The sequence below is a fragment of the Streptococcus infantis genome (genome assembly GCF_000963255.1).
Lineage (GTDB): Bacteria > Bacillota > Bacilli > Lactobacillales > Streptococcaceae > Streptococcus > Streptococcus nidrosiense.
This window is the reverse complement of the sequence record NZ_JYOV01000014.1, coordinates 74,931-97,267: the sequence shown is the minus strand read 5'-3', so window position 1 is coordinate 97,267 and position 22,337 is coordinate 74,931. Positions and strand designations below refer to the sequence as shown.

19 protein-coding genes are annotated in these 22,337 nt (G+C 39.7%); 12 read left to right on the top strand and 7 right to left on the bottom strand.

Annotated features, from left to right (window positions below; translation table 11 throughout):
• The first annotated feature begins 4 nt into the window (after positions 1-4).
• The 4 genes from sodA (at position 5) to TZ96_RS06195 (ending at position 3,008) form a co-directional block, all read left to right on the top strand.
• The gene (gene sodA / locus TZ96_RS06210) at positions 5-610 is read left to right on the top strand and encodes a superoxide dismutase SodA (protein ID WP_006150800.1); all 606 of its coding nucleotides are present in this window, start codon (positions 5-7) and stop codon (positions 608-610) included.
• Between the two features lie 151 nt (positions 611-761).
• Complete coding sequence (locus TZ96_RS06205; protein WP_045763339.1) at positions 762-1,670, top strand: LysR family transcriptional regulator; 909 nt, start codon at positions 762-764, stop codon at positions 1,668-1,670.
• Positions 1,667-2,128, top strand: coding sequence for a signal peptidase II (gene lspA / locus TZ96_RS06200; RefSeq protein WP_045763338.1), 462 nt, complete (start codon positions 1,667-1,669; stop codon positions 2,126-2,128). The genes TZ96_RS06205 and lspA overlap by 4 nt, the downstream gene beginning before the upstream one ends.
• Complete coding sequence (locus TZ96_RS06195; RefSeq protein WP_045763337.1) at positions 2,118-3,008, top strand: RluA family pseudouridine synthase; 891 nt, start codon at positions 2,118-2,120, stop codon at positions 3,006-3,008. Before lspA ends, TZ96_RS06195 begins: the two co-directional genes overlap by 11 nt.
• A 24-nt stretch (positions 3,009-3,032) precedes the next feature.
• Here TZ96_RS06195 and ffh read toward each other — a convergent pair whose 3' ends face one another.
• The 3 genes from ffh to TZ96_RS06180 are packed head-to-tail and all read right to left on the bottom strand — an operon-like array spanning position 3,033 to position 5,166.
• Entirely contained in the window at positions 3,033-4,598 is a 1,566-nt protein-coding gene (gene ffh / locus TZ96_RS06190) for a signal recognition particle protein (RefSeq protein ID WP_045763336.1), read from the bottom strand.
• A gap of 17 nt (positions 4,599-4,615) precedes the next feature.
• The gene (locus TZ96_RS11005; RefSeq protein ID WP_045763335.1) at positions 4,616-4,831 is read right to left on the bottom strand and encodes a hypothetical protein; all 216 of its coding nucleotides are present in this window, start codon (positions 4,829-4,831) and stop codon (positions 4,616-4,618) included.
• Between the two features lie 2 nt (positions 4,832-4,833).
• Positions 4,834-5,166, bottom strand: a complete 333-nt coding sequence (locus TZ96_RS06180; protein ID WP_000402065.1) for a putative DNA-binding protein — start codon at positions 5,164-5,166, stop codon at positions 4,834-4,836.
• Between the two features lie 153 nt (positions 5,167-5,319).
• Here TZ96_RS06180 and rnc point away from each other — a divergent pair, with 153 nt between their 5' ends.
• From rnc to TZ96_RS06160, 4 genes are all read left to right on the top strand, one after another.
• Positions 5,320-6,018 (top strand): ribonuclease III, encoded by a 699-nt coding sequence (rnc, locus tag TZ96_RS06175; RefSeq protein WP_000661075.1) that lies wholly within the window; start codon positions 5,320-5,322, stop codon positions 6,016-6,018.
• Entirely contained in the window at positions 6,009-9,548 is a 3,540-nt protein-coding gene (smc, locus tag TZ96_RS06170; RefSeq protein WP_045763334.1) for a chromosome segregation protein SMC, read from the top strand. Before rnc ends, smc begins: the two co-directional genes overlap by 10 nt.
• Before the next feature lie 86 nt (positions 9,549-9,634).
• Positions 9,635-10,294 carry a trimeric intracellular cation channel family protein gene (locus tag TZ96_RS06165; RefSeq protein WP_000344917.1) on the top strand — a complete coding sequence of 220 codons (660 nt, stop codon included), beginning with the start codon at positions 9,635-9,637 and terminating at the stop codon, positions 10,292-10,294.
• A 138-nt stretch (positions 10,295-10,432) separates the two neighbouring features.
• Positions 10,433-11,011 (top strand): HD domain-containing protein, encoded by a 579-nt coding sequence (locus tag TZ96_RS06160; RefSeq protein ID WP_045763333.1) that lies wholly within the window; start codon positions 10,433-10,435, stop codon positions 11,009-11,011.
• A 316-nt stretch (positions 11,012-11,327) separates the two neighbouring features.
• Here TZ96_RS06160 and TZ96_RS06155 read toward each other — a convergent pair whose 3' ends face one another.
• Positions 11,328-11,795, bottom strand: a complete 468-nt coding sequence (locus tag TZ96_RS06155; protein WP_045763332.1) for an 8-oxo-dGTP diphosphatase — start codon at positions 11,793-11,795, stop codon at positions 11,328-11,330.
• A gap of 331 nt (positions 11,796-12,126) precedes the next feature.
• Between TZ96_RS06155 and TZ96_RS06150 the strand changes: the two genes are divergently transcribed.
• The 3 genes from TZ96_RS06150 to ftsY are packed head-to-tail and all read left to right on the top strand — an operon-like array spanning position 12,127 to position 15,185.
• Complete coding sequence (locus TZ96_RS06150; RefSeq protein WP_045763331.1) at positions 12,127-12,918, top strand: Cof-type HAD-IIB family hydrolase; 792 nt, start codon at positions 12,127-12,129, stop codon at positions 12,916-12,918.
• Complete coding sequence (locus TZ96_RS06145; RefSeq protein ID WP_045763330.1) at positions 12,918-13,736, top strand: Cof-type HAD-IIB family hydrolase; 819 nt, start codon at positions 12,918-12,920, stop codon at positions 13,734-13,736. Before TZ96_RS06150 ends, TZ96_RS06145 begins: the two co-directional genes overlap by 1 nt.
• Positions 13,737-13,739: 3 nt before the next feature.
• Positions 13,740-15,185: a signal recognition particle-docking protein FtsY gene (gene ftsY, locus TZ96_RS06140; protein WP_045763329.1), complete on the top strand. Its 1,446-nt coding sequence runs from the start codon at positions 13,740-13,742 to the stop codon at positions 15,183-15,185.
• Positions 15,186-15,222: 37 nt separating this feature from the next.
• Here ftsY and zwf read toward each other — a convergent pair whose 3' ends face one another.
• The 3 genes from zwf to TZ96_RS06120 form a co-directional block, all read right to left on the bottom strand.
• Positions 15,223-16,710 carry a glucose-6-phosphate dehydrogenase gene (gene zwf / locus TZ96_RS06135; RefSeq protein ID WP_045763328.1) on the bottom strand — a complete coding sequence of 496 codons (1,488 nt, stop codon included), beginning with the start codon at positions 16,708-16,710 and terminating at the stop codon, positions 15,223-15,225.
• 538 nt (positions 16,711-17,248) lie between these two features.
• On the bottom strand, positions 17,249-17,989 hold the full coding sequence (locus TZ96_RS06125; RefSeq protein WP_045763327.1) for an amino acid ABC transporter ATP-binding protein: 741 nt from the start codon (positions 17,987-17,989) through the stop codon (positions 17,249-17,251).
• A complete protein-coding gene (locus tag TZ96_RS06120; protein WP_045763326.1) occupies positions 17,989-20,163 on the bottom strand; it encodes an ABC transporter substrate-binding protein/permease in 2,175 nt (724 codons plus the stop codon). The genes TZ96_RS06125 and TZ96_RS06120 overlap by 1 nt, the downstream gene beginning before the upstream one ends.
• 180 nt (positions 20,164-20,343) lie before the next feature.
• Between TZ96_RS06120 and uvrB the strand changes: the two genes are divergently transcribed.
• Complete coding sequence (gene uvrB / locus TZ96_RS06115) at positions 20,344-22,332, top strand: excinuclease ABC subunit UvrB (RefSeq protein WP_045763325.1); 1,989 nt, start codon at positions 20,344-20,346, stop codon at positions 22,330-22,332.
• The last annotated feature ends 5 nt before the right edge of the window (positions 22,333-22,337 follow it).

The window sequence follows — 22,337 nt, the reverse complement described above, 5'->3', positions numbered from 1 at the left end:
ACAGATGGCTATTATCTTACCAGATCTTCCATACGCTTACGATGCATTAGAACCATACATCGATGCTGAAACAATGCACTTGCACCATGACAAACACCACCAAACTTACGTTAACAATGCAAATGCAGCTCTTGAAAAACACCCTGAAATCGGTGAAGACCTTGAAGCTTTGCTTGCTGACGTAGAATCTATCCCAGCTGATATCCGTCAAGCGCTTATCAACAACGGTGGTGGACACTTGAACCACGCTCTTTTCTGGGAATTGATGACTCCTGAAAAAACAGCTCCTTCAGCAGAACTTGCAGCAGCAATCGATGAAACTTTCGGTTCATTCGAAGAATTCCAAGCAGCCTTCACTGCAGCAGCAACAACTCGTTTTGGTTCTGGATGGGCATGGTTGGTTGTTAACAAAGAAGGTAAGCTTGAAGTAACTTCAACAGCAAACCAAGACACACCAATCTCAGAAGGCAAAAAACCAATCTTGGGCTTGGATGTTTGGGAACATGCTTACTACGTGAAATACCGTAACGTTCGTCCTGACTATATCAAAGCTTTCTTCTCAGTTATTAACTGGAATAAAGTAGACGAACTCTACGCAGCAGCTAAATAATATTGAACATAACACCTTTTGGTTAGAATTTCATCTACCTTAAAAGGTGTTTTTTGTTTGCTTTTCTTAGAAGTAACTGTCTTATGATTTTCCTTTGTTAGATAGGCTTGATTTATGGTATAATGATAAGATAGAAATCGAAGGAGAAATCATGAATATTCAACAATTACGCTACGTTGTAGCTATTGCTAATAGTGGTACTTTTCGTGAAGCGGCTGAGAAAATGTACGTTAGCCAACCCAGTCTATCTATTTCTGTAAGAGACTTGGAAAAAGAGCTTGGCTTCAAGATTTTTCGTAGAACAAGTTCAGGAACTTTTCTTACACGTCGAGGGATGGAATTTTATGAAAAGGCACAAGAGCTGGTTAAAGGATTTGATGTTTTCCAAAATCAGTATGCTAATCCCGAAGAGGAAAAAGATGAGTTTTCAATAGCCAGCCAGCACTATGATTTCTTACCACCAACCATTACAGCTTTTTCGCAACAATATCCTGACTATAAAAATTTCCGTATCTTTGAATCTACAACTGTTCAGATTTTAGATGAAGTAGCTCAAGGACATAGTGAGATTGGAATTATCTACCTCAACAATCAAAACCAAAAAGGAATCATGCAACGGGTTGAAAAGTTAGGCCTTGAAGTGATTGAGTTGATTCCTTTCCAAACGCACATTTATCTACGTGAAGGTCACCCCTTAGCTAAGAAAAAAGAGTTGGTCATGGAAGATTTAGTTGATTTGCCAACAGTTCGTTTCACTCAAGAAAAGGATGAGTATCTTTATTACTCAGAGAACTTTGTAGATACAAGTGCTAGCTCTCAAATGTTTAACGTAACTGACCGCGCTACCTTAAATGGGATTCTTGAAAGAACAAATGCTTATGCGACTGGATCTGGATTCTTAGATAGCGATAGTGTGAACGGGATCACCGTTATTCCGCTAAATGATAATCTCAATAATCGCATGGTTTATGTGAAACGTGAGGAAGTAGACTTGAGCCAAGCAGGGACTTTATTTGTAGAGGTTATGCAAGAGTATTTTGATCAGAAGAGGAAAGCATGAAAAAAAGAGGAATAGTAGCAGGGATTATAACAGCCTTGATTGTCTTAGATCAATTGGTAAAGGCGTACGTCGTTCAAAATATTGCTCTTGGTGAAATCAAGTCATGGATCCCAAATATCGTCAGTCTAACATATCTGCAAAATAGGGGAGCAGCCTTTTCAATACTTCAAGATCAACAGTGGTTTTTTGCCGTGATAACTCTAGTAGTTATGGCAGGGGCAATCTGGTATCTGCTCAAGCATATGGAAGATTCCTTCTGGACAGTCTTTGGATTGGTTTTGATTATTGCAGGTGGTCTTGGAAACTTTATTGATCGCGTCAGTCAAGGCTTTGTCGTGGATATGTTTCACTTAGACTTTGTTAATTTTGCCATATTCAATGTGGCTGATAGCTATCTGACGGTCGGAGTGATTGTATTATTGCTTGCAATGCTAAAAGAGGAAATGAATGGAAATTAAAATTGAAACAGGTGGACTACGCTTAGATAAGGCTTTGTCAGATTTAACAGAACTGTCGCGAAGTCTCGCCAATGAACAAATCAAATCAGGTCAAGTCTTGGTTAATGGTCAGGTCAAAAAAGCCAAGTATACGGTTCAAGAGGGCGATGTCGTTACTTATCAGGTGCCAGAACCAGAAGTTTTGGAGTATGTAGCTGAAGATATTCCTCTAGAAATCATTTATCAAGATGAGGATGTAGCAGTAGTCAATAAACCTCAAGGGATGGTTGTTCATCCAAGTGCTGGACATACCAGTGGTACCTTGGTTAACGCCCTTATGTACCACATCAAGGACCTATCAGGCATCAATGGTGTCTTGCGTCCAGGGATTGTCCATCGTATTGATAAAGATACATCTGGACTCTTGATGATTGCTAAAAACGATGATGCCCATTTAGCACTGGCTCAAGAATTGAAGGATAAGAAGTCTCTTCGCAAATATTGGGCTATTGTTCATGGAAATCTTCCAAATGACCGTGGTGTGATTGAAGCACCAATCGGACGAAGTGAAAAAGACCGCAAGAAACAAGCTGTGACTGCCAAAGGTAAACCAGCAGTGACACGTTTCCAAGTCTTGGAGCGCTTTGGTGATTATACCTTGCTGGAATTGCAACTGGAAACTGGAAGAACTCACCAAATCCGTGTACACATGGCTTACATCGGTCATCCTGTCGCTGGGGATGAGGTTTATGGTCCTCGTAAAACTCTGAAGGGGCATGGACAATTTCTCCATGCCAAGACACTTGGATTTACCCATCCAAGAACAGGGAAAACCATGGAATTTACTTCCGAAATCCCAGATATCTTTAAAGAGACTCTGGAAAAACTTCGAAATAACTAAAAAAAGGACTCAAGCGAGTCCCTTTTATTTGCGTTTTTTCTTAGCTTTTTTCATTTTATTGGCCATGCGTTTCATGGATTGCTTCATAGCAAATTCACCGATTTTGCCCTTGAGACCTCCACCGAACATCTGGCTCATATCAGGCATTCCTGCTCCTCCAAGAGCTGACAAGTCAGGCATACCACCTTGTCCCATCATACCTTCAAGGGCTGACATATCCATACCTCCAGGCATATTTTTAGGAAGGTTGTTAGGGTTGATGCCCATCTGTTTCATCATCTTGTTCATGTCACCCGACATGACACCTTGCATGAGTTGTTTAGCTTGGTTGAAGTCCTTGATGAACTTGTTGACTTCGATAAAGGTATTACCAGAACCGGCAGCGATACGACGACGGCGACTTGGAGTAAGCAAGTCTGGGTTTTCACGTTCTTCAGGAGTCATAGAAGAGACGATGGCACGTTTGCGAGCAATTTGTTTTTCATCCACCTTCATATTTTGAAGGGCAGGATTGTTGGCCATTCCTGGAATCATCTTGAGCAAATCTTCCATTGGTCCCATATTTTGCACCTGATCCAACTGATCGATGAAATCGTTGAAATCAAAGGTGTTTTCTCGCATCTTTTCAGCCATTTCAATGGCTTTTTGTTCATCGTATTCTTGGGAAGCTTTCTCAATCAGAGTCAGCATATCCCCCATACCGAGAATACGGCTAGCCATACGGTCTGGGTGGAAGGTTTCGATATCGGTAATCTTTTCACCAGTACCCGTGAACTTGATTGGTTTTCCAGTGATGTGACGAACAGAAAGGGCAGCACCACCACGAGTATCACCATCAATCTTTGTAAGGATGACACCAGTCACTTCCAACTGAGCGTTAAATTCACGCGCAACGTTTGCAGCTTCCTGACCAATCATGGCATCGATGACCAAGAGAATCTCATTTGGTTGAGCAAGTGCTTTAACATCACGGAGCTCATTCATGAGAAGTTCATCAATTTGCAAACGACCGGCCGTATCAATCAAGACATAGTCGTTATGGTTGGCTTTGGCTTGCTCCAAACCTTGGCGAACAATCTCAACTGCAGGAACTTCTGTACCAAGAGCAAAGACGGGAACATCAATTTGTTGTCCCAGTGTTTTCAACTGGTCAATAGCAGCAGGACGATAGATATCGGCTGCAATCATTAAAGGACGAGCATCCTCTTCCTTTTTGAGTTTATTAGCAAGTTTACCTGCAAAAGTTGTTTTACCGGCCCCCTGCAAACCGACCATCATGATAATGGTTGGGATTTTTGGTGACTTGATAATCTCAGCTGTGTCTGAACCAAGGATTTCTGTTAATTCTTCATTGACAATCTTAATGATTTGTTGAGCTGGATTGAGGGTATCAATGACTTCATGCCCGATCGCACGTTCGCGAACTTTTTTGATAAAGTCCTTAACAACTGGCAGAGCAACGTCGGCTTCTAAAAGTGCCAGACGAATTTCCTTGGTCGCTTCCTGGATATCGCTCTCTGTAATTTTTCCTTTTTTACGTAGGTTTTTAAAAACGTTCTGCAAACGTTCTGTTAAATTTTCAAATGCCATATTTTTCTCCTATTTTTTCAATTCAGTGGAAATCGTCCGAAATGTTGCAAACTCTCTAGTTCTTCGGTTGTGACTTCTTTCATGATTTCATTTGGATATCCCCAACAGCTAAAACCTATTTGCATAGCTTTGGATATATCATTGGGCGAGATAATCTGTAGTCGTCTAGGAAATGGTTCCTCTGCAGCTAATAATTTACAGGGTATTCCTTTATAGACGACAAGATTTTCCATGATTACTCCCTATTATCAATACTGGTCAAAATCTCAATTTGCTCTTGCAGAAAAGTATCCTCTGGATAACGCTCCAAAATCTGATCAAAAATCTGACTGCGAACAATGTAGTCAGAGTACATATGGAGTTTCATCTCATAGTCTTCCAGAATCTTTTCAGTTCGTTTGATATTATCATAAACGGCCTGGCGACTGACACCGAATTCTTCAGCGATTTCAGCTAAACTATAGTCATCAGCATAGTATAGTTCGATATAGTTCATCTGCTTATCAGTCAAAAGGGCTGCATAAAATTCAAACAGAGCATTCATTCGATTGGTTTTTTCAATTTCCATAAGATTTATTATACCAAAAAAAAGCCCAATCCGCTAGCTGGGGGCTGATTTTAGCTAGAAGTTAGAAAATAAGCTTTTCACTGTTCTTTTCTGACTATGAAGCCTTTTTTTGATATAATGGATAGGATTATAATGATTTAGAAAGAGGTAGTTATGAAAGAATTAGAATCAGTGTTACAAGACCGTTTTGAGCTTGTTTTTACAGATAAAAGCTTACTTGAAACAGCTTTTACCCATACCAGTTATGCCAATGAGCACCGCCTCTTAAAAATTTCACACAACGAACGCTTGGAATTTTTAGGAGACGCTGTTCTGCAATTATTAATTTCAGAATATCTGTTTAAAAAATACCCTAAAAAACCAGAAGGGGACCTGTCAAAACTACGAGCTATGATTGTCCGTGAGGAGAGTTTGGCTGGTTTTGCCCGTGATTGTCAGTTTGACCAGTTTATCAAGCTTGGTAAGGGGGAGGAAAAGTCTGGTGGTCGTAACCGAGACACGATCTTGGGCGACGCCTTTGAAGCCTTTTTGGGTGCTCTGCTTTTAGACAAGGATATAAAGACTGTAAAAACCTTTATCTACCAAGTCATGATTCCTAAGGTTGAAGCTGGCGATTTTGAGATGATCAAGGATTATAAGACTCATCTGCAAGAATTGCTCCAAGTTAATGGAGATGTTGATATTCGTTATCAGGTGATTTCAGAGATTGGGCCAGCCCATGATAAGATGTTTGAGGTTGAAGTCCTTGTTGAGGGACAAAGTCTAGGTTCAGGTAAAGGACGCTCTAAAAAATTGGCCGAGCAGGAAGCCGCTAAAAATGCAGTTGAGAAAGGGCTGGATTCATGTATTTAAAGGAAATTGAGATCCAAGGGTTTAAGTCCTTTGCTGACAAGACCAAGGTTGTTTTTGACCAAGGGGTGACGGCAGTTGTAGGACCAAATGGCTCTGGGAAATCAAATATCACTGAAAGCCTCCGTTGGGCACTTGGTGAATCTAGTGTCAAGAGTCTGCGTGGTGGGAAGATGCCTGATGTCATCTTTGCAGGAACAGAAAGTCGGAAGCCTCTAAACTACGCTTCTGTTATTGTTACTTTGAATAACCAAGATGGCTTTATCAAGGATGCAGGCCAGGAAATCAAAGTTGAACGTCACATCTATCGAAGTGGAGATAGTGAGTACAAGATTGACGGGAAAAAAGTCCGTCTCCGTGATATCCATGACCTTTTCTTGGATACTGGACTTGGACGTGATTCCTTCTCCATTATTTCCCAAGGGAAGGTTGAAGAAATTTTTAACTCTAAACCTGAGGAACGTCGCGCTATCTTTGAAGAAGCGGCTGGAGTTTTGAAGTATAAAACTCGTCGTAAAGAGACGGAAAGTAAGCTTCAACAAACTCAAGACAACTTGGATCGTTTGGAAGACATCATCTATGAGCTGGACAATCAAATCAAGCCTTTGGAGAAGCAAGCAGCTACAGCTCGTAAATTTATGGAGTTGGACGGTCAGCGTAAAGCGATCTACTTGGACGTTTTGGTTGCTCAGATTCAAGCCAATAAGGCTGAATTGGATCTAACAGAAGAAGAATTAAACCAAGTCCAAGAACTTTTAACCGGTTATTATCAAAAACGTCAAGACTTAGAAGAAGAAAATCAAGTTCTCAAAAAGAAACGTCATGATTTACAGGCTGAGATGGCAAAAGATCAGTCAAGCTTGATGGATTTGACTAGTTTAATCAGTGATCTAGAACGTAAGTTAGCTTTGTCTAAACTAGAAACTGAGCAAGTTGCCCTCAATCAACAAGAAGCTCAAGCACGTTTGGCTGGTTTAGATGAAAAGAGAAAGGCTCTCATTCAAGAGAAGGAAGAAAAAGAAGCCAATCTAAATCAGTTAGAAGAAAATTTAGCGGTCAATACGAAGGAACTCAATCAGCTAGAAGCAGAATTATTAGCTTTTTCTGATGATCCAGACCAAATGATTGAGCAGCTGCGTGAACGCTTCGTTGCCTTTCTGCAGGAAGAAGCTGATGTGTCTAACCAGCTGACACGCATTGAAAATGACCTTGAAAATAGTCGCCAACAAACTCAAAAGCAAGAAGAACAATTAGAATCCTTGAAGGAGCAATTGGCTTCTGCCAAGTCCAAGGCTGCTGAGAAAGAAGCTGCCCTTAAATCAGCTAAAGAAGAAGTACAGAACTTACTCGCTGACTATCAAACCAATGCCAAGCAAGAAGAAGCACAAAAGCAGGCTTATCAAAGTCAGCAAAATCAACTCTTTGACCGTTTAGATAGTTTGAAAAACAAGCAGGCCAAGGCACAAAGTTTGGAAAACATTCTTAAAAACCATAGTAATTTTTATGCAGGTGTTAAGAGTGTTTTACAAGAAAAAAATCGCCTAGGAGGTATTGTTGGAGCTGTTAGTGAACATTTAACCTTTGATGTTCGTTATCAGACAGCACTTGAAATTGCTCTTGGTGCAAGTAGCCAACACATTATCGTTGAAGATGAACAGGCAGCAACAAAGGCCATCGATTTTCTTAAGAGAAACCGAGCTGGTCGCGCTACCTTCCTACCTTTGACAACCATTAAGGCACGTAGCATTTCTGGGCAGAATCAAGATGTGATTGCCTCAAGTCCAGGTTTTCTTGGCATGGCAGATGAATTGGTTACCTTTGATGCTAAGCTTGAAGCTATTTTTAAAAACTTGCTTGCTACAACAGCAATCTTTGATACAGTGGAGCATGCGCGTGATGCAGCTCGTAAGGTACGTTATCAGGTTCGAATGGTAACGCTAGATGGTACAGAATTGCGAACAGGTGGTTCTTATGCTGGAGGTGCCAATCGTCAAAATAACAGTATTTTCATCAAGCCTGAATTGGAGCAATTGCAAAAAGAAATCGCTCAAGAAGAGAAGCTCCTTCGTCAAGAGGAAGAAAATTTGAAGTTAGTTCAAGAAGCTTTGAATACTCTCACTCAAACTTTGGAGACCATTAAATCCCAAGGAGAGCAGGCTCGTATTCAGGAACAAGGCTTGTATCTTGCTTATCAACAAACATGCCAGCAAGTCGAAGAACTTGAGACACTCTTGAAACTTCAGGAGCAAGAATTAACTAATCTCAGAGGTGGAGATTGGCAAGCTGAAAAAGAAAAATGCCAAGAACGTCTCGCAGTTATTGCAACCGAAAAGCAAAAGCTGGAATCTGAGATTGAAGAAATCAAGTCCAATAAAAATGCTATTCAGGAACGCTATCAAAACTTACAGGAAAAACTTTCTCAAGAGCGTCTGCTCAAAACAGAAATGCTTGGACAGAAGCGATATGAAGTTGCTGATATTGAACGGATCAATAAAGAACTTGAGAACCTCAATATTGAACAAGAAGAGATTGAACGTCTTTTGCAAGAAAAAGTAGACAATCTTGAAAAAGTTGATACAGAACTTTTGGCCAAGCAGGAAGCAGAAGCTAAGAGTCAAAAGGAAGAAATTCAACAAGGACTCATTCGTAAGCAGTTTGAACTAGATGATATTGAAGGTCAATTGGATGATATTGCTAGTCATTTAGAACAAGCTCGTCAGCAAAATGAAGAATGGATTCGAAAGCAAACCCGAGCGGAAGCGACTAAAGAGAAGATTACAGACCGCCTTCGCTATCTTCAAGGTCAACTGACTGAAGAATACCAGATTAGTTATACAGAAGCATTAGAACAAGCCAACCAATTGGAAGACTTGGCTGTCGCTGAACAAAAGGTTAAGGATTTGGAAAAATCCATTCGTTCACTTGGTCCTGTTAATTTGGATGCCATTGAACAGTTTGACGAAGTACACGAACGCTTAGAGTTCTTGAATAGTCAGCGTGACGATATTCTTTCTGCTAAAAACTTACTTCTTGAGACCATTACAGAGATGAATGACGAAGTGAAAGAGCGCTTCAAGTCTACGTTTGAAGCTATTCGTGAGTCCTTTAAGGTGACCTTCAAGCAGATGTTTGGTGGTGGTCAAGCAGACCTAATCCTGACAGAAGGAGATTTATTGACAGCGGGTGTCGAAATCTCTGTGCAACCACCAGGTAAGAAAATCCAATCCCTCAACCTCATGAGTGGTGGAGAGAAGGCCCTGTCAGCTCTAGCTTTGCTTTTCTCAATCATCCGTGTTAAGACCATTCCATTTGTAATCCTAGATGAGGTAGAGGCCGCACTCGATGAGGCTAACGTTAAGCGTTTTGGTGATTATCTCAATCGATTTGATAAAGACAGCCAGTTTATCGTCGTTACTCACCGTAAGGGTACAATGGCAGCTGCAGACTCTATCTATGGGGTGACCATGCAAGAATCTGGTGTATCTAAGATTGTCTCTGTAAAACTAAAAGATTTAGAGAATATGGATGCTTAGTTAGTGCTCATTACAAATTTTTTATCTAAGCATTTAAATGACCTTCAAGAAGTCGGAAGGGTTACAAAATAATTTGAGGAGCTTATATGGATTTTGATCTATTCCTAATGATCTGTAATTATATTGGAACTATAGCCTTTGCTGCTTCAGGAGCCATCAAAGGATTTGGTAAACGTTTAGATATTTTTGGAATCAGTTTATTGGCAATTGTAACTGCAGTAGGCGGAGGAATCCTAAGAGATTCCATTATTAGTCGCTTTCCAGCTTCTCTAGCAGATCCTAGCCCCATTTATGTCTCTATCCTAGTAGCTGTTATCATGTATGTCTTTGTGACTTCAAAACAGGCCAATGCCAGTCATGATAAAAAGTTCTATAAGTGGTTGAGAGAAGCCTATCTCATCTTTGACTCCATTGGGTTGATTATCTTCTCCTTGATTGGAGCGACAGCCTTGGTGGATAGTAAGCTAAATCTAATGTCTGCAGGGATTTTGGCTTGTCTAACAGGAGCCGGTGGAGGTATTATCCGAGATCTCCTTATAAATGAAGTTCCAAGTGTTCTAAAAGAAGATATCTATGCCCTTCTATCTTTCGTAATTGGAGTTATTTATTACTGGCTAGCATTTGTCCTTCACTTTCCAAGAATTACTGCCTTTATCATTCTCTCGATAGTTGGCTTTGTGATTCGACTTTGTATTATTAAGTTCAAGCTCTCTTTGCCAAATATGGATAAGAGAACCTTGAATTGATGAATAAGCGAGAGTTATTTTATCAGCGTCTAATCTCATGTGGATTAGGCGTTATTTTTTTGCAAATAAGGGAAATTAATGATGTAAAGATTAATTTTTGCTATTATATTTGTAATTTCGAATAAGGTAGGAATAGCAATGAGTAATTTGAAACATTCAGTTGATTTTATTAAAGAAATAGAGAAGTTAAAGTCAGTAAGAAGATTTAATAGAACTCTTGATGGCAGATTTGAAAATAGTGCTGAACATTCTTGGCAGGGTGCCATAGCTGCGATGGTTCTTCAAGATTATTATCCTGAAAAATTGGATATGGAAAAAGTCACTTCTATGTTATTGATTCATGATTTAGGTGAGATTTATGCCGGAGATACTTGGGTGTTTGATGATGAAAAAAAGCTTCATTCTCATGACAGAGAACTAGCATCTTTAGAAAAAACAATGAGTATCCTTCCAGAAGAAAAATATTTACAAATGAAAAATTCGTGGTTGGAATTTGAAAAAGGGCAGAGTTCTGAAGCAAGATATGCAAGAGTTATCGACGCCTTGGTACCGCTGATAAATCACTTGGAAGTGTCAGAATTCAATTATAATCCTGATAATATCAGTGCAGACATGGTATTAGAAAAGAAAAAGTTCATAAAAAGTGAATCAGAAGAATTATGGAAACTGACGGAAGAGTTAATTCAGGAAAGTGTGGAAAAGGGCTTATATTTTTAATAACAATTGGCCCAATAGAAGATAGATTCTTAACTGGAAAATGGAAATATATATGATTTAACTTGTCACAACTGAAATCGGAATAAGGAAATTGATACAATAGAATATAGAGAAAGCCTTGGAATGTTTCCAAGGCTTTTTAGCTATCTATAGATAGAATGAAAAAATTGCTAGAGTAGATGATTTTTATTTGGATACTCTTGTTTTGTATAACGTTACACTATATGTTATTTAAGACAGATTGTGTTGAGTATTGAATTATACAAAAATTACTAATGGATTAAGACTTTTGCATTTGATTATACTGTAGAGGATATTAGTCAAATAAAATTGTTTTGTTTTCACTAATGCATTTCTTATTATCATCCCAATAGTTAATGCTTTCAAAGCTTCCTTTTCTGAAATAAAGCGGTAGCCTTTTTCTAATTTCATCTTGCATTGGTATTTTATCAATATCTTTTAGATTCCACCATTTTGGCTCACCTTCAGCAGATGTGCTTAGTTCACCAGCAAACTGAGTACATAAAAAGTCATAGAAGACAAATCTCTCATTACCAATTGAATTAGTAAAGCCTGAAATTCCCTTTAATTCAAGATTTAATGCAGTGAGTCCAGTCTCTTCCTTAAGTTCCCGTAATGCAGCTTCAAAAAAACTTTCAGGAAATTCAACTTTTCCCCCCGGTGGAATCCAGCCAGGAAAATTATCGTGCTGTCTATTAAGTAATAAAATTTCTTGATTTTTCAAAACACAAATATTAACCCAGTTTTTGATTTTTTCAGTCATATTATCAACCTCCAACAAGTATTTTTTCATATGCAAGATTATATGTCAAGAACTATATGCTATTTATGATTGTGACAAATGTATCTCAGTCAAAGATTGATGATTTTTACGCAATAGCTGATTAACTCTCAGAATAGACTTCAGTAAAGAGCTTTGGAAGAAAAGTGTTGAGAGGTTGGATATAAAAGAAAGTAAGCAAATCAGACTGGCCTTAAAAATGGCATATGGATTGATTTATAGAAGACAAGGATGTGTCAATTCAGCACGTCTTTTTTTACTTTTTCTATGGTATAATAGAAGGTAGATTTATTAATTGGAGTATGAAGAATTTATGATTAAATTAGTAGCAACGGATATGGACGGTACTTTTTTGGATGGTGCCGGTCAATTTGATATGGAGCGTCTGAAAAAGTTGCTCCATTCTTATCAAGAAAAAGGAATCTACTTTGCTGTTGCCTCAGGTCGTGGGCTTTTGTCACTTGAAAAGCATTTTGCGGATGTTAAAGATGAGATTATTTTCATTGCTGAAAATGGGAGTCTCGTTCGTTTCCATGGTGAGGACCTCTATGAAGCAACCATGCCTCGTGATTTTTACTTATCAACATTTGAAAAGCTAAAGACTTCACCTTATTTTGATGAGAAGAAGATGCTCTTGACTGGTAAAGAGGCTTGCTATGTCTTAGATACAGTAGATGAAACCTATCTTATGTTTAGCCATCATTACAATGAAAATATCAAAAAAGTAGCCAGTCTTGAAGATATTACCGATGAGATTTTCAAATTCACAACTAACTTCACTGAAGAAACGGTTGACGCTGGAGAATCTTGGGTCAATGAACATGTTCCTGGGGTCAAGGCTATGACGACTGGCTTTGAATCCATTGACATCGTTTTAGACCATGTTGACAAGGGAGTCGCCATTGTCGAATTGGCTAAGAAATTAAATCTGGATATGGATCAAGTGATGGCCTTTGGTGATAATCTAAATGATCTTCACATGATGCAAGTGGTTGGGCACCCAGTGGCACCTGAAAATGCTCGTCCAGAGATTTTAGAACTTGCTGAAACAATTATTGGACACCACAAGGACCAATCAGTTATTGCTTATATGGAGGAATTGTAATGGCAGATATTAAATTAATTGCTTTGGACTTAGATGGAACCTTGCTGACGACAGACAAGAAATTAACTGATCGTACCAAGGCAACTTTAAAGGCTGCGCGTGATCAGGGAGTCAAAGTGGTACTGACAACTGGACGTCCCCTCAAGGCTATGGATTTCTTCCTCAAAGAGCTAGGGACAGACGGTCATGATGATGAATATACCATTACCTTTAATGGTGGATTGGTTCAGAAAAATACGGGTGAAATTCTCGATAAAACAGTTTTTTCAATCGATGATGTGACACGCATTTATGAGGAAACTGAAAAACTAGGTATTCCTTTAGATGCTATTTCAGAAGGAACCGTTTACCAAATCCAATCAGATCAAGAGAGTCTGTATGCTAAATTTAATCCTGCTCTGACTTTCGTTCCAATTGACTTTGAAGATTTGTCTAGTCAAATGACTTATAATAAATGTGTGACAGCCTTTGCCCAAGAACCGCTGGATGCAGCAATTGCTAACATTTCATCAGACTTGTTCAACAATTATGAAATTTTTAAATCTCGCGACATGCTTTTGGAATGGTCACCAAAGATCGTTCATAAGGCTACTGGATTAGCTAAATTGATTGACCACCTAGGAATTGACCAAAGTCAGGTGATGGCATGTGGAGATGAGGCCAATGACCTTTCTATGATAGAATGGGCAGGACTAGGTGTTGCTATGCAAAATGCTGTGCCTGAGGTCAAGGAAGTTGCAAATGTAGTCACCCCTATGACCAATGACGAGGAAGCTGTTGCCTGGGCCATTGAAAAATATGTACTGAAGGAGAACTAAAGTATGGGATTATTTGACCGTTTATTTGGTAGAAAAGAAGAACCAAAAATCGAAGAAGTTGTTAAAGAAGCTTTGGAAAACTTGGATCTGACAGAACCTGGCGACGAAGTTGAAGCACTTGAAACTGAAGAAGTTGAAGTGAAAAATACTGAAGAAATCGACCAAAGTTCAGAAGTTGAGGAAACTTATTCTAAAGAAGCTAGTGAGTCGGAAGAACCACTAGCAGAAACTACTACAGAAACAGTTGAACCAAAAGCAACTCCTCAGGAAGAAATTCAGCTTGAAGAAGAAACTGAATGCCATTGTTGTCAGGAAGAGTCAACAAAAGTTGAAGAAACTGAAGAAAGAGTTCAAGAGGTAGCAGAGTTTGTTGCAGAAGAACCTGAGTCACCAGTTGAAGAAGTACCTTCAAGTGATAGCGACGATGAAGAAGCTGATCAAGTTCAACCAGACGAGATGGAGTCAGATACTTCTGAAGAAGTGGATGAAGATCCAATAATCGAAGAAACTTCTCAAGTCCAAGAGACTGTACAGGAAAAATATGACCGTAGTCTCAAGAAAACTCGTACGGGATTTGGTGCTCGTTTGAATGCCTTCTTTGCTAACTTCCGCTCTGTTGATGAAGAATTCTTCGAAGAACTAGAAGAACTCTTAATCATGAGTGACGTTGGTGTACAGGTAGCATCAAACTTAACAGAAGAGCTACGTTACGAAGCTAAGCTTGAAAACGCCAAGAAACCAGATGCCCTCCGTCGTGTCATCATTGAAAAATTGGTAGAGCTCTACGAAAAAGATGGACAATACAATGAAAGCATTAACTTCCAAGATGGTTTGACAGTTATGCTCTTTGTAGGTGTTAATGGTGTAGGGAAAACAACCTCTATCGGTAAATTAGCTCATCGCTACAAGCAAGCTGGCAAGAAGGTCATGCTTGTTGCTGCGGATACCTTCCGTGCTGGTGCAGTTGCCCAATTAGCTGAATGGGGACGTCGTGTGGATGTTCCAGTGGTTACAGGACCAGAAAAAGCTGATCCAGCCAGTGTTGTCTTTGACGGGATGGAACGAGCAGTAGCAGAAGGTGTTGATATTCTCATGATTGATACAGCTGGCCGTTTACAGAACAAGGAAAACTTAATGGCTGAGTTGGAAAAGATTGGTCGTATCATCAAACGTGTCGTTCCAGAAGCTCCGCATGAAACCTTCCTAGCTCTGGATGCCTCAACAGGACAAAACGCTCTTGTACAAGCCAAAGAGTTTTCAAAAATTACGCCTGTTACAGGAATAGTCTTAACCAAGATTGATGGAACTGCCCGAGGTGGTGTTGTTCTGGCTATCCGTGAAGAACTCAATATTCCTGTTAAGTTGATTGGATTTGGTGAAAAAATCGATGATATCGGTGAGTTTAACTCTGAAAACTTTATGAAGGGCCTTCTAGAAGGTTTGATATAAAAGAAAATCCTGCAAGAATTCTTGCAGGATATTTTTTCTATTCTAAGCGACCATCTTTACGATAGGCGATATCTGGTTGCCAAGTCCACTCAGCACCGTATTTTTCAAGGAGTTCAAAGCTAGCTTGAGGCCCCATAGTACCAGCCTTGTAGTCATGGAGTGGAGCACCGTTTTCAGCCCAAAGCTTTTCAATACGGTCAATCAATTTCCATGAGGCACTCACTTCATCCCAGTGGCTAAAGTTAGTTGAATTATTGTTCAAAACATCATAGATGAGTTTTTCATATGGATCTGGCGAAGCACCTGTTGCAGTTGCATCTGTTCGATAGTCAAGAGAATTTGGCGCAAGGCTAAACTCTTCACCGACCTTTTTACCGTTAAGACTGAGAGAGAATCCTTCAGTTGGTTGGATATAGATGGTAAGCACGTTTGGTGCTAGAGGCTCTCCGAAAATGGAATCCATTTGCTTGAAGACAATGTTCACGTGTGTTCCTTTTTCAGTGAGGCGTTTCCCTGTACGGAAGAAGAAAGGTACATCACGGAAGCGATCAGTATTTACAAAGAAGGCACCTGAAGCAAAGGTTTCTGTCATAGATTCAGGGTTGACATTTGGTTCGCTACGGTAAGAGATGTATTTCATGCCATCGACTTTACCAGAACGATATTGACCACGGATGAATTGTTCTTTGAGTTCCTCATCTGTAGGGTGGTAAAGATTTTTAAAGACTTTGATTTTCTCTGCACGAATGTCATCCTTTGTAAAGCTTGCTGGCTTGTCCATGGCGAGGAGTGACAGAAGCTGAAGTGTGTGGTTTTGAACCATGTCTCGAAGGGCACCAGATTCATCATAGTAGCCACCACGTTCTTCAACACCTAGACGCTCTGCAAAGGTAATCTGTACGTTATCGATGTGCTCACGATTCCAAACATTTTCAAAAATCATATTGGCAAAGCGAATGGCAAAAATACTTTGAATCATTTCCTTACCGAGATAGTGGTCGATACGATAGATTTGCTCTTCGTTAAAAGTAGCTAGGAGTTCTTCGTTTAGTTTGCTTGCAGTCTCATAGTCTGTTCCAAAAGGTTTCTCAACGATCAAACGTTCAAAGCCTTTACCATCAACAATCTGCTCTGATTTGAGGTGTTTGGCGATGGTACCAAAGAACTGAGGTGCCATTGAGAGGAAGAAGAGTTTGTTGTGCTCAGTCTGATATTTTTCGTTTAATTCAGCCTGAAGTTTGCGTAATTCGATGTAGTGCTCAGTGTCATTAACATCGTGACTTTGATAGTAAAAATGACTCGCAAATGCTTGAGCTTCTTCCACACTGTCTGCCAAGTCCAGAATTGATTCGACAACGACAGATTCGAAATACTCCTTACTCCAAGGTCTACGAGCAGTTCCAATAACAGCAAAATGATCAGAAAGATTACCTGATTTATAAAGTCTAAAAAGTGAAGGGTAGAGCTTACGTTTGGCCAAATCCCCACTTGCACCGAAAATTGTAACAATAACTTTTGATGACATCTAGCTACCTAATTTCTATTTTGTTTCCTAGTTAAACTAGGCATGAGGAATCCCCATTTTTCATATCCCTTATTTTATCATAATTTTCTAAAAAATCCAAAAATCCAATACGTCTATATTAAGAGTCTGGGCATAAACTTAATTTCATACTCTTCGAAAATCTCTTCAAACCACGTCAGCGTCGCCTTACCGTATATATGTTACTGACTTCGTCAGTTCTATTTACAACCTCAAAACAGTGTTTTGAGCTGACTTCATCAGTTCCATCTACAACCTTAAAACAGTGTTTTGAGCTGACTTCATCAGTTCTATCTACAACCTCAAAGCAGTGCTTTGAGCTGACTTCATCAATTCTATCTACAACCTCAAAGCAGTGCTTTGAGCAACCTGCGGTAGCTTCCTAGTTTGCTCTTTGATTTTCATTGAGTATTAGGAGAAACCGAAGTAAATCTTTCCACAATAAAACGCATAATATCAAGTTTTTAATACCTGATACAATGCGTTTTTTTGATTATAAAGACTTTTTGCCTAACTTCTTCTAGGTGTTTAGAACCTTGTCTAAAAATTCTTTAAGACGCGGATGTTGTGGGTTATCAAAGATTTGGTCAGGTGTACCGTCCTCAAGGAATTCACCATCTGCAGTAAAGATAACTCGATTGGCAACCTTGCGGGCGAATCCCATTTCGTGGGTTACGATGATCATGGTCATGCCTTGTTCGGCCAATTCCTTCATAACGTTAAGAACGTCGCCGACCATCTCAGGGTCAAGGGCAGAAGTTGGTTCGTCAAAGAGCATGATATCAGGGTTCATGGCTAGGCCGCGAGCGATGGCCACACGCTGTTTTTGACCACCTGATAGGCTTTCAGGATTAGCATTAGCCTTATCAGCCAATCCAACTTTTTCAAGGAGTTCCATTCCCAATTTTTCAGCTTCGGCCTTAGTCATCAACTTATGCTCTACTGGTGCGAAAGTGATATTTTCCAATACCGTCATGTGTGGGAAAAGATTGAAGTGCTGGAACACCATTCCGATATTTTCACGAACGTGGTCCACGTTGGTTGCTTTATCCGTCAAGTCATAACCATTAACTGTGATATGACCTTTTGTACCTTCCTCAAGGAGATTCAAGCTACGCAAGAAAGTTGATTTACCTGAACCAGAAGGTCCAATGATACAAACAACATCTCCTTCATAGAATTTTGCTGAAATCCCTTTAAGGACTTTGTTTTTACCATATTGTTTATGTAAATTATCGACATCGATTTTTAATTTAGCCATTATTGAATCCTCTTTTCTAAGCGTTTTGCAAGTCTAGTAAGAAGAGTGATAATCACAAGATAGAAGACTGCGAGAATTGCATACATTTTGAAACTTTGGTAGTTACGAGCAATGATAATCTTACCAGTCTGGAAGAGTTCGACCAAACCGATTGCAGATACGATAGTTGTATCTTTCAAAGCGATGACAAATTGGTTGACGAAGTTTGGAAGCATAAGTTTGGTTGCTTGTGGCAAGACAATCTTACGCATGGTTTTACTGTAAGAGATACCAAGGCTTCGACTAGCTTCCATTTGTCCGATAGGAACAGCCTTAATACCACCACGTACAATTTCAGCGATATAAGCGGCTGAGTTTAGGGAGAGGGCGATTGTACCAGCGACAAAGTCATTGATTGGACTCTGTTGGCCTGTAAGAGATTCAATAAAGTTAGGAACTCCCCAGAAGATAAAGGCAGCAAGAATCATCAATGGAATACCACGAATCACATCGACAAAGATTTCTGAAATAAGACGAAGTGATTTATAAGGACTAACGCTAAACATACCAAAGATAATTCCGATAACAATCGCAATTGCAAAGGAAATCAAAGCTAGAGAAAGGGTAATTCCAAGTCCACTTAGAAGTTGTTTGTAGTTATTTTTCAACAAGCCCAAGATAGTAGTTTCGTCAACAGTTGATGATTCACTTGTTGAATCAGTTGCAAGGTATTTATCAAGAATCTTTTGGAACTCACCGCTTGCTTTAAGATTTGCAAGACCGTTGTTGAACATTTCAATCAATTCAGGATTGCTTCCCTTTTTGACTGCAAAAGCAGTTTCACCGATTGGAGTACCTTCGATTGGTGTTTTTAATTTTTGACCTTGGCTGATAGAGTATTTAAGAACTGGTTCGTCATCCATCACAGCGTCAATTGAACCTGTGTTCAAGCTGTCATACATAGATGAACCGTCTGCAAAGGTTTTAATTTTATAACCATATTTGCTTTGATTTTCAGTTAGGAAGGTTTGAGAAGCAGTACCGTTTTTTACACCAACGGTTTTACCATTCAAATCTTCATAAGAAGAAATGGTACTTGATTCCTTAACTCCAAGAATAGTATTAGCTGTATAGTAAGAATCAGAGAAATCAAAGGTTTCTTTACGAGCGTCTGTAACAGACATACCAGCAATCATACCATCAGCTTGACCAGATTGAACTGCGTTAATAGCAGCGTCAAAACCTGGGTTGGTGATTTCAATTTCAAAACCTTGGTCTTCGGCAATAGCTTTGATTAAGTCCATATCAATACCAGTGTACTGGTTGCTTGAGTTTTGGAAAACGAATGGTGCAAATGAAGAATCACTTGCGATAACGTATTTTGATTTGACTGGAGTAGCTTTTTGACCTGCGCTTGTAGTAGAAGTGAGAGAAGTTACTTGTGAACTAGTTTTAGAAGAACTTGTCCATTTATTGATAATTTTGTCCAAGCTACCATCTTTTTTCATCTGTGCTAAAGCTTCGTTAAATTCTGTAACTAGGTATTCGTACTTGCTATCTTTTTTAACTCCAAAAGCAAAGCTTCCAACGGCTTCTCCGTCCATGTTGATACTGAGATCTTGCCCTTGGTTAATAGCGTACTCGATAACTGGTTTGTCATCCATGATGGCATTTACAGCACCTGTACTGAGACTGTTATTCATCAAATCACCAGTATCAAAGGTTTTGATAGTGAAACCATATTTATCTTTGATACTTTCTAGGAAACGTTGTGCGGCAGTACCGTTTTTAACACCAACAGTTTTACCACTGAGTTCTTCATACTTAGTGATTTTGTTAGACTTAGTCGTTGCGATGACAACTTTTGTATCATAGTATGTATCAGACATGGTAAAGACGTTTTCACGTTCTTTGGTTTTTGTCATACCAGCCATGATTGCATCTGCTTGCCCTGCTTGGACCGCATTGACAGCAGCATCAAATCCTGGATAAGACATTTGGATATTCCATCCTTTTATCTTAGCGACTTTATTGATGATGTCGACATCAATTCCTTTATAAGTCTGGTCTGTATCTTTAAACTCAAAGGGTGCATAAGCAGTATCACTAACAATCTTGATAGTGTCCGCATTAACATAGCCTAAAGAGAATAAGGGAAATAAAAATAATAAAAATGCAAGGATTTTTTTCTTCATGTTTAGTCTCCTTTTTAGAATATTTACCCATTATAGCAGAAAATAAAAAAGTTGGCAAATATTTAGTGTTTTGATGTAAGAAGATGTGACATCGTTTTAGGGCTGTTCAAAAGTTGAGAAGCAGTAAGTCTTACTTTTTTATGGTAAAATAGAAGGATAGAATATGTGTATGAGGCTTTTATGATAAATCGAATTACAGACAACAAATTTAAACTGGTATCCAAATACCAACCATCAGGAGATCAACCTCAAGCTATCGAGCAGTTGGTGGATAATATCGAAGGTGGAGAAAAGGCCCAAATCCTGATGGGGGCGACTGGTACAGGGAAGACCTATACCATGAGTCAAGTGATTGCTCAAGTCAATAAACCAACCTTGGTCATCGCCCATAACAAAACTCTTGCAGGTCAGCTCTATGGAGAATTTAAGGAATTTTTCCCAGAGAATGCAGTCGAGTATTTTGTATCTTACTATGACTATTACCAGCCTGAAGCTTATGTTCCATCGAGCGATACCTATATAGAAAAAGATAGTTCTGTTAATGATGAGATTGACAAGCTTCGCCACTCTGCGACTTCAGCCCTTCTGGAGCGTAATGATGTTATTGTCGTAGCTTCCGTCTCTTGTATTTACGGTCTGGGTTCGCCCAAGGAATACGCTGATAGTGTCGTGAGTCTGCGTCCAGGTCTTGAAATTTCCCGTGATAAACTTCTTAATGACTTGGTGGATATCCAGTTTGAACGCAATGATATTGATTTCCAACGCGGAAGATTTCGTGTGCGTGGGGATGTGGTAGAGATTTTTCCAGCTTCCCGAGATGAACATGCTTTTCGAGTAGAATTTTTCGGAGACGAAATTGATCGTATCCGTGAAGTTGAAGCTTTGACCGGTCAGGTTCTTGGTGAAGTGGATCATTTAGCGATTTTCCCAGCGACTCACTTTGTGACCAATGATGACCACATGGAAGTAGCTATTGCTAAGATTCAGGCTGAATTGGAGGAGCAGTTAGCTATCTTTGAAAAAGAAGGTAAACTCCTCGAAGCGCAACGCTTGAAACAACGGACAGAGTACGATATTGAGATGCTACGTGAGATGGGTTATACCAATGGTGTCGAAAACTACTCACGTCACATGGATGGACGAAGCGAAGGGGAGCCTCCGTACACCCTTCTTGACTTTTTCCCTGATGATTTTCTGATTATGATTGACGAGAGCCATATGACCATGGGGCAAATCAAAGGAATGTATAATGGTGACCGTTCACGTAAGGAAATGTTGGTTAACTACGGGTTCCGTTTGCCGTCTGCTTTGGACAACCGTCCCCTTCGTCGTGAAGAGTTTGAAAGTCATGTCCACCAGATTGTCTATGTTTCAGCGACGCCAGGTGATTACGAGATGGAACAAACGGACACCGTGATTGAGCAGATTATCCGTCCCACTGGTCTTTTGGACCCAGAAGTGGAAGTTCGCCCAACAATGGGACAGATTGATGATCTTTTGGGTGAAATCAATGCCCGTGTTGAAAAGAATGAACGTACCTTTATTACTACTTTGACCAAGAAAATGGCAGAAGACTTGACTGACTATTTCAAAGAAATGGGCATCAAAGTCAAGTACATGCACTCGGATATCAAGACTTTAGAGCGGACAGAGATTATTAGAGATTTACGATTAGGAGTCTTTGATGTCTTGGTTGGAATCAACCTCCTTCGCGAAGGGATTGACGTACCAGAGGTAAGTTTGGTTGCCATTCTTGATGCTGACAAGGAAGGTTTCCTCCGTAATGAACGTGGCCTGATCCAAACCATCGGTCGTGCTGCCCGTAATAGTGAAGGTCATGTTATTATGTATGCTGATACTATGACTCAATCTATGCAAAAAGCCATTGATGAAACAGCTCGCCGTCGTAAAATCCAGATGGCTTATAATGAAGAACACGGCATTGTCCCACAAACTATTAAGAAGGAAATCCGTGACCTTATCTCTGTCACAAAAACTGTGGCTAAAGAAGAGGACAAGGAAGTTGATATCAATAGCCTCAATAAACAAGAACGCAAAGAACTAGTCAAGAAACTGGAAAAACAAATGCAAGAAGCCGTCGAAGTGCTTGATTTCGAGTTAGCTGCTCAAATCCGTGACATGATGTTGGAAGTCAAGGCTTTGGATTAGATGGG

Coding starts and splice junctions, on each gene's coding strand:
- TZ96_RS11005 (WP_045763335.1), bottom strand. CDS start 4,831: ATGGAAAATCTTGTCGTCTATAAAGGAATACCCTGTAAATTATTAGCT.
- TZ96_RS06165 (WP_000344917.1), top strand. CDS start 9,635: ATGGATTTTGATCTATTCCTAATGATCTGTAATTATATTGGAACTATA.
- TZ96_RS06145 (WP_045763330.1), top strand. CDS start 12,918: ATGGCAGATATTAAATTAATTGCTTTGGACTTAGATGGAACCTTGCTG.
- sodA (WP_006150800.1), top strand. CDS start 5: ATGGCTATTATCTTACCAGATCTTCCATACGCTTACGATGCATTAGAA.
- TZ96_RS06195 (WP_045763337.1), top strand. CDS start 2,118: ATGGAAATTAAAATTGAAACAGGTGGACTACGCTTAGATAAGGCTTTG.
- smc (WP_045763334.1), top strand. CDS start 6,009: ATGTATTTAAAGGAAATTGAGATCCAAGGGTTTAAGTCCTTTGCTGAC.
- ftsY (WP_045763329.1), top strand. CDS start 13,740: ATGGGATTATTTGACCGTTTATTTGGTAGAAAAGAAGAACCAAAAATC.
- ffh (WP_045763336.1), bottom strand. CDS start 4,598: ATGGCATTTGAAAATTTAACAGAACGTTTGCAGAACGTTTTTAAAAAC.
- TZ96_RS06150 (WP_045763331.1), top strand. CDS start 12,127: ATGATTAAATTAGTAGCAACGGATATGGACGGTACTTTTTTGGATGGT.
- TZ96_RS06160 (WP_045763333.1), top strand. CDS start 10,433: ATGAGTAATTTGAAACATTCAGTTGATTTTATTAAAGAAATAGAGAAG.
- uvrB (WP_045763325.1), top strand. CDS start 20,344: ATGATAAATCGAATTACAGACAACAAATTTAAACTGGTATCCAAATAC.
- TZ96_RS06120 (WP_045763326.1), bottom strand. CDS start 20,163: ATGAAGAAAAAAATCCTTGCATTTTTATTATTTTTATTTCCCTTATTC.
- TZ96_RS06180 (WP_000402065.1), bottom strand. CDS start 5,166: ATGGAAATTGAAAAAACCAATCGAATGAATGCTCTGTTTGAATTTTAT.
- rnc (WP_000661075.1), top strand. CDS start 5,320: ATGAAAGAATTAGAATCAGTGTTACAAGACCGTTTTGAGCTTGTTTTT.
- zwf (WP_045763328.1), bottom strand. CDS start 16,710: ATGTCATCAAAAGTTATTGTTACAATTTTCGGTGCAAGTGGGGATTTG.
- TZ96_RS06155 (WP_045763332.1), bottom strand. CDS start 11,795: ATGACTGAAAAAATCAAAAACTGGGTTAATATTTGTGTTTTGAAAAAT.
- lspA (WP_045763338.1), top strand. CDS start 1,667: ATGAAAAAAAGAGGAATAGTAGCAGGGATTATAACAGCCTTGATTGTC.
- TZ96_RS06205 (WP_045763339.1), top strand. CDS start 762: ATGAATATTCAACAATTACGCTACGTTGTAGCTATTGCTAATAGTGGT.
- TZ96_RS06125 (WP_045763327.1), bottom strand. CDS start 17,989: ATGGCTAAATTAAAAATCGATGTCGATAATTTACATAAACAATATGGT.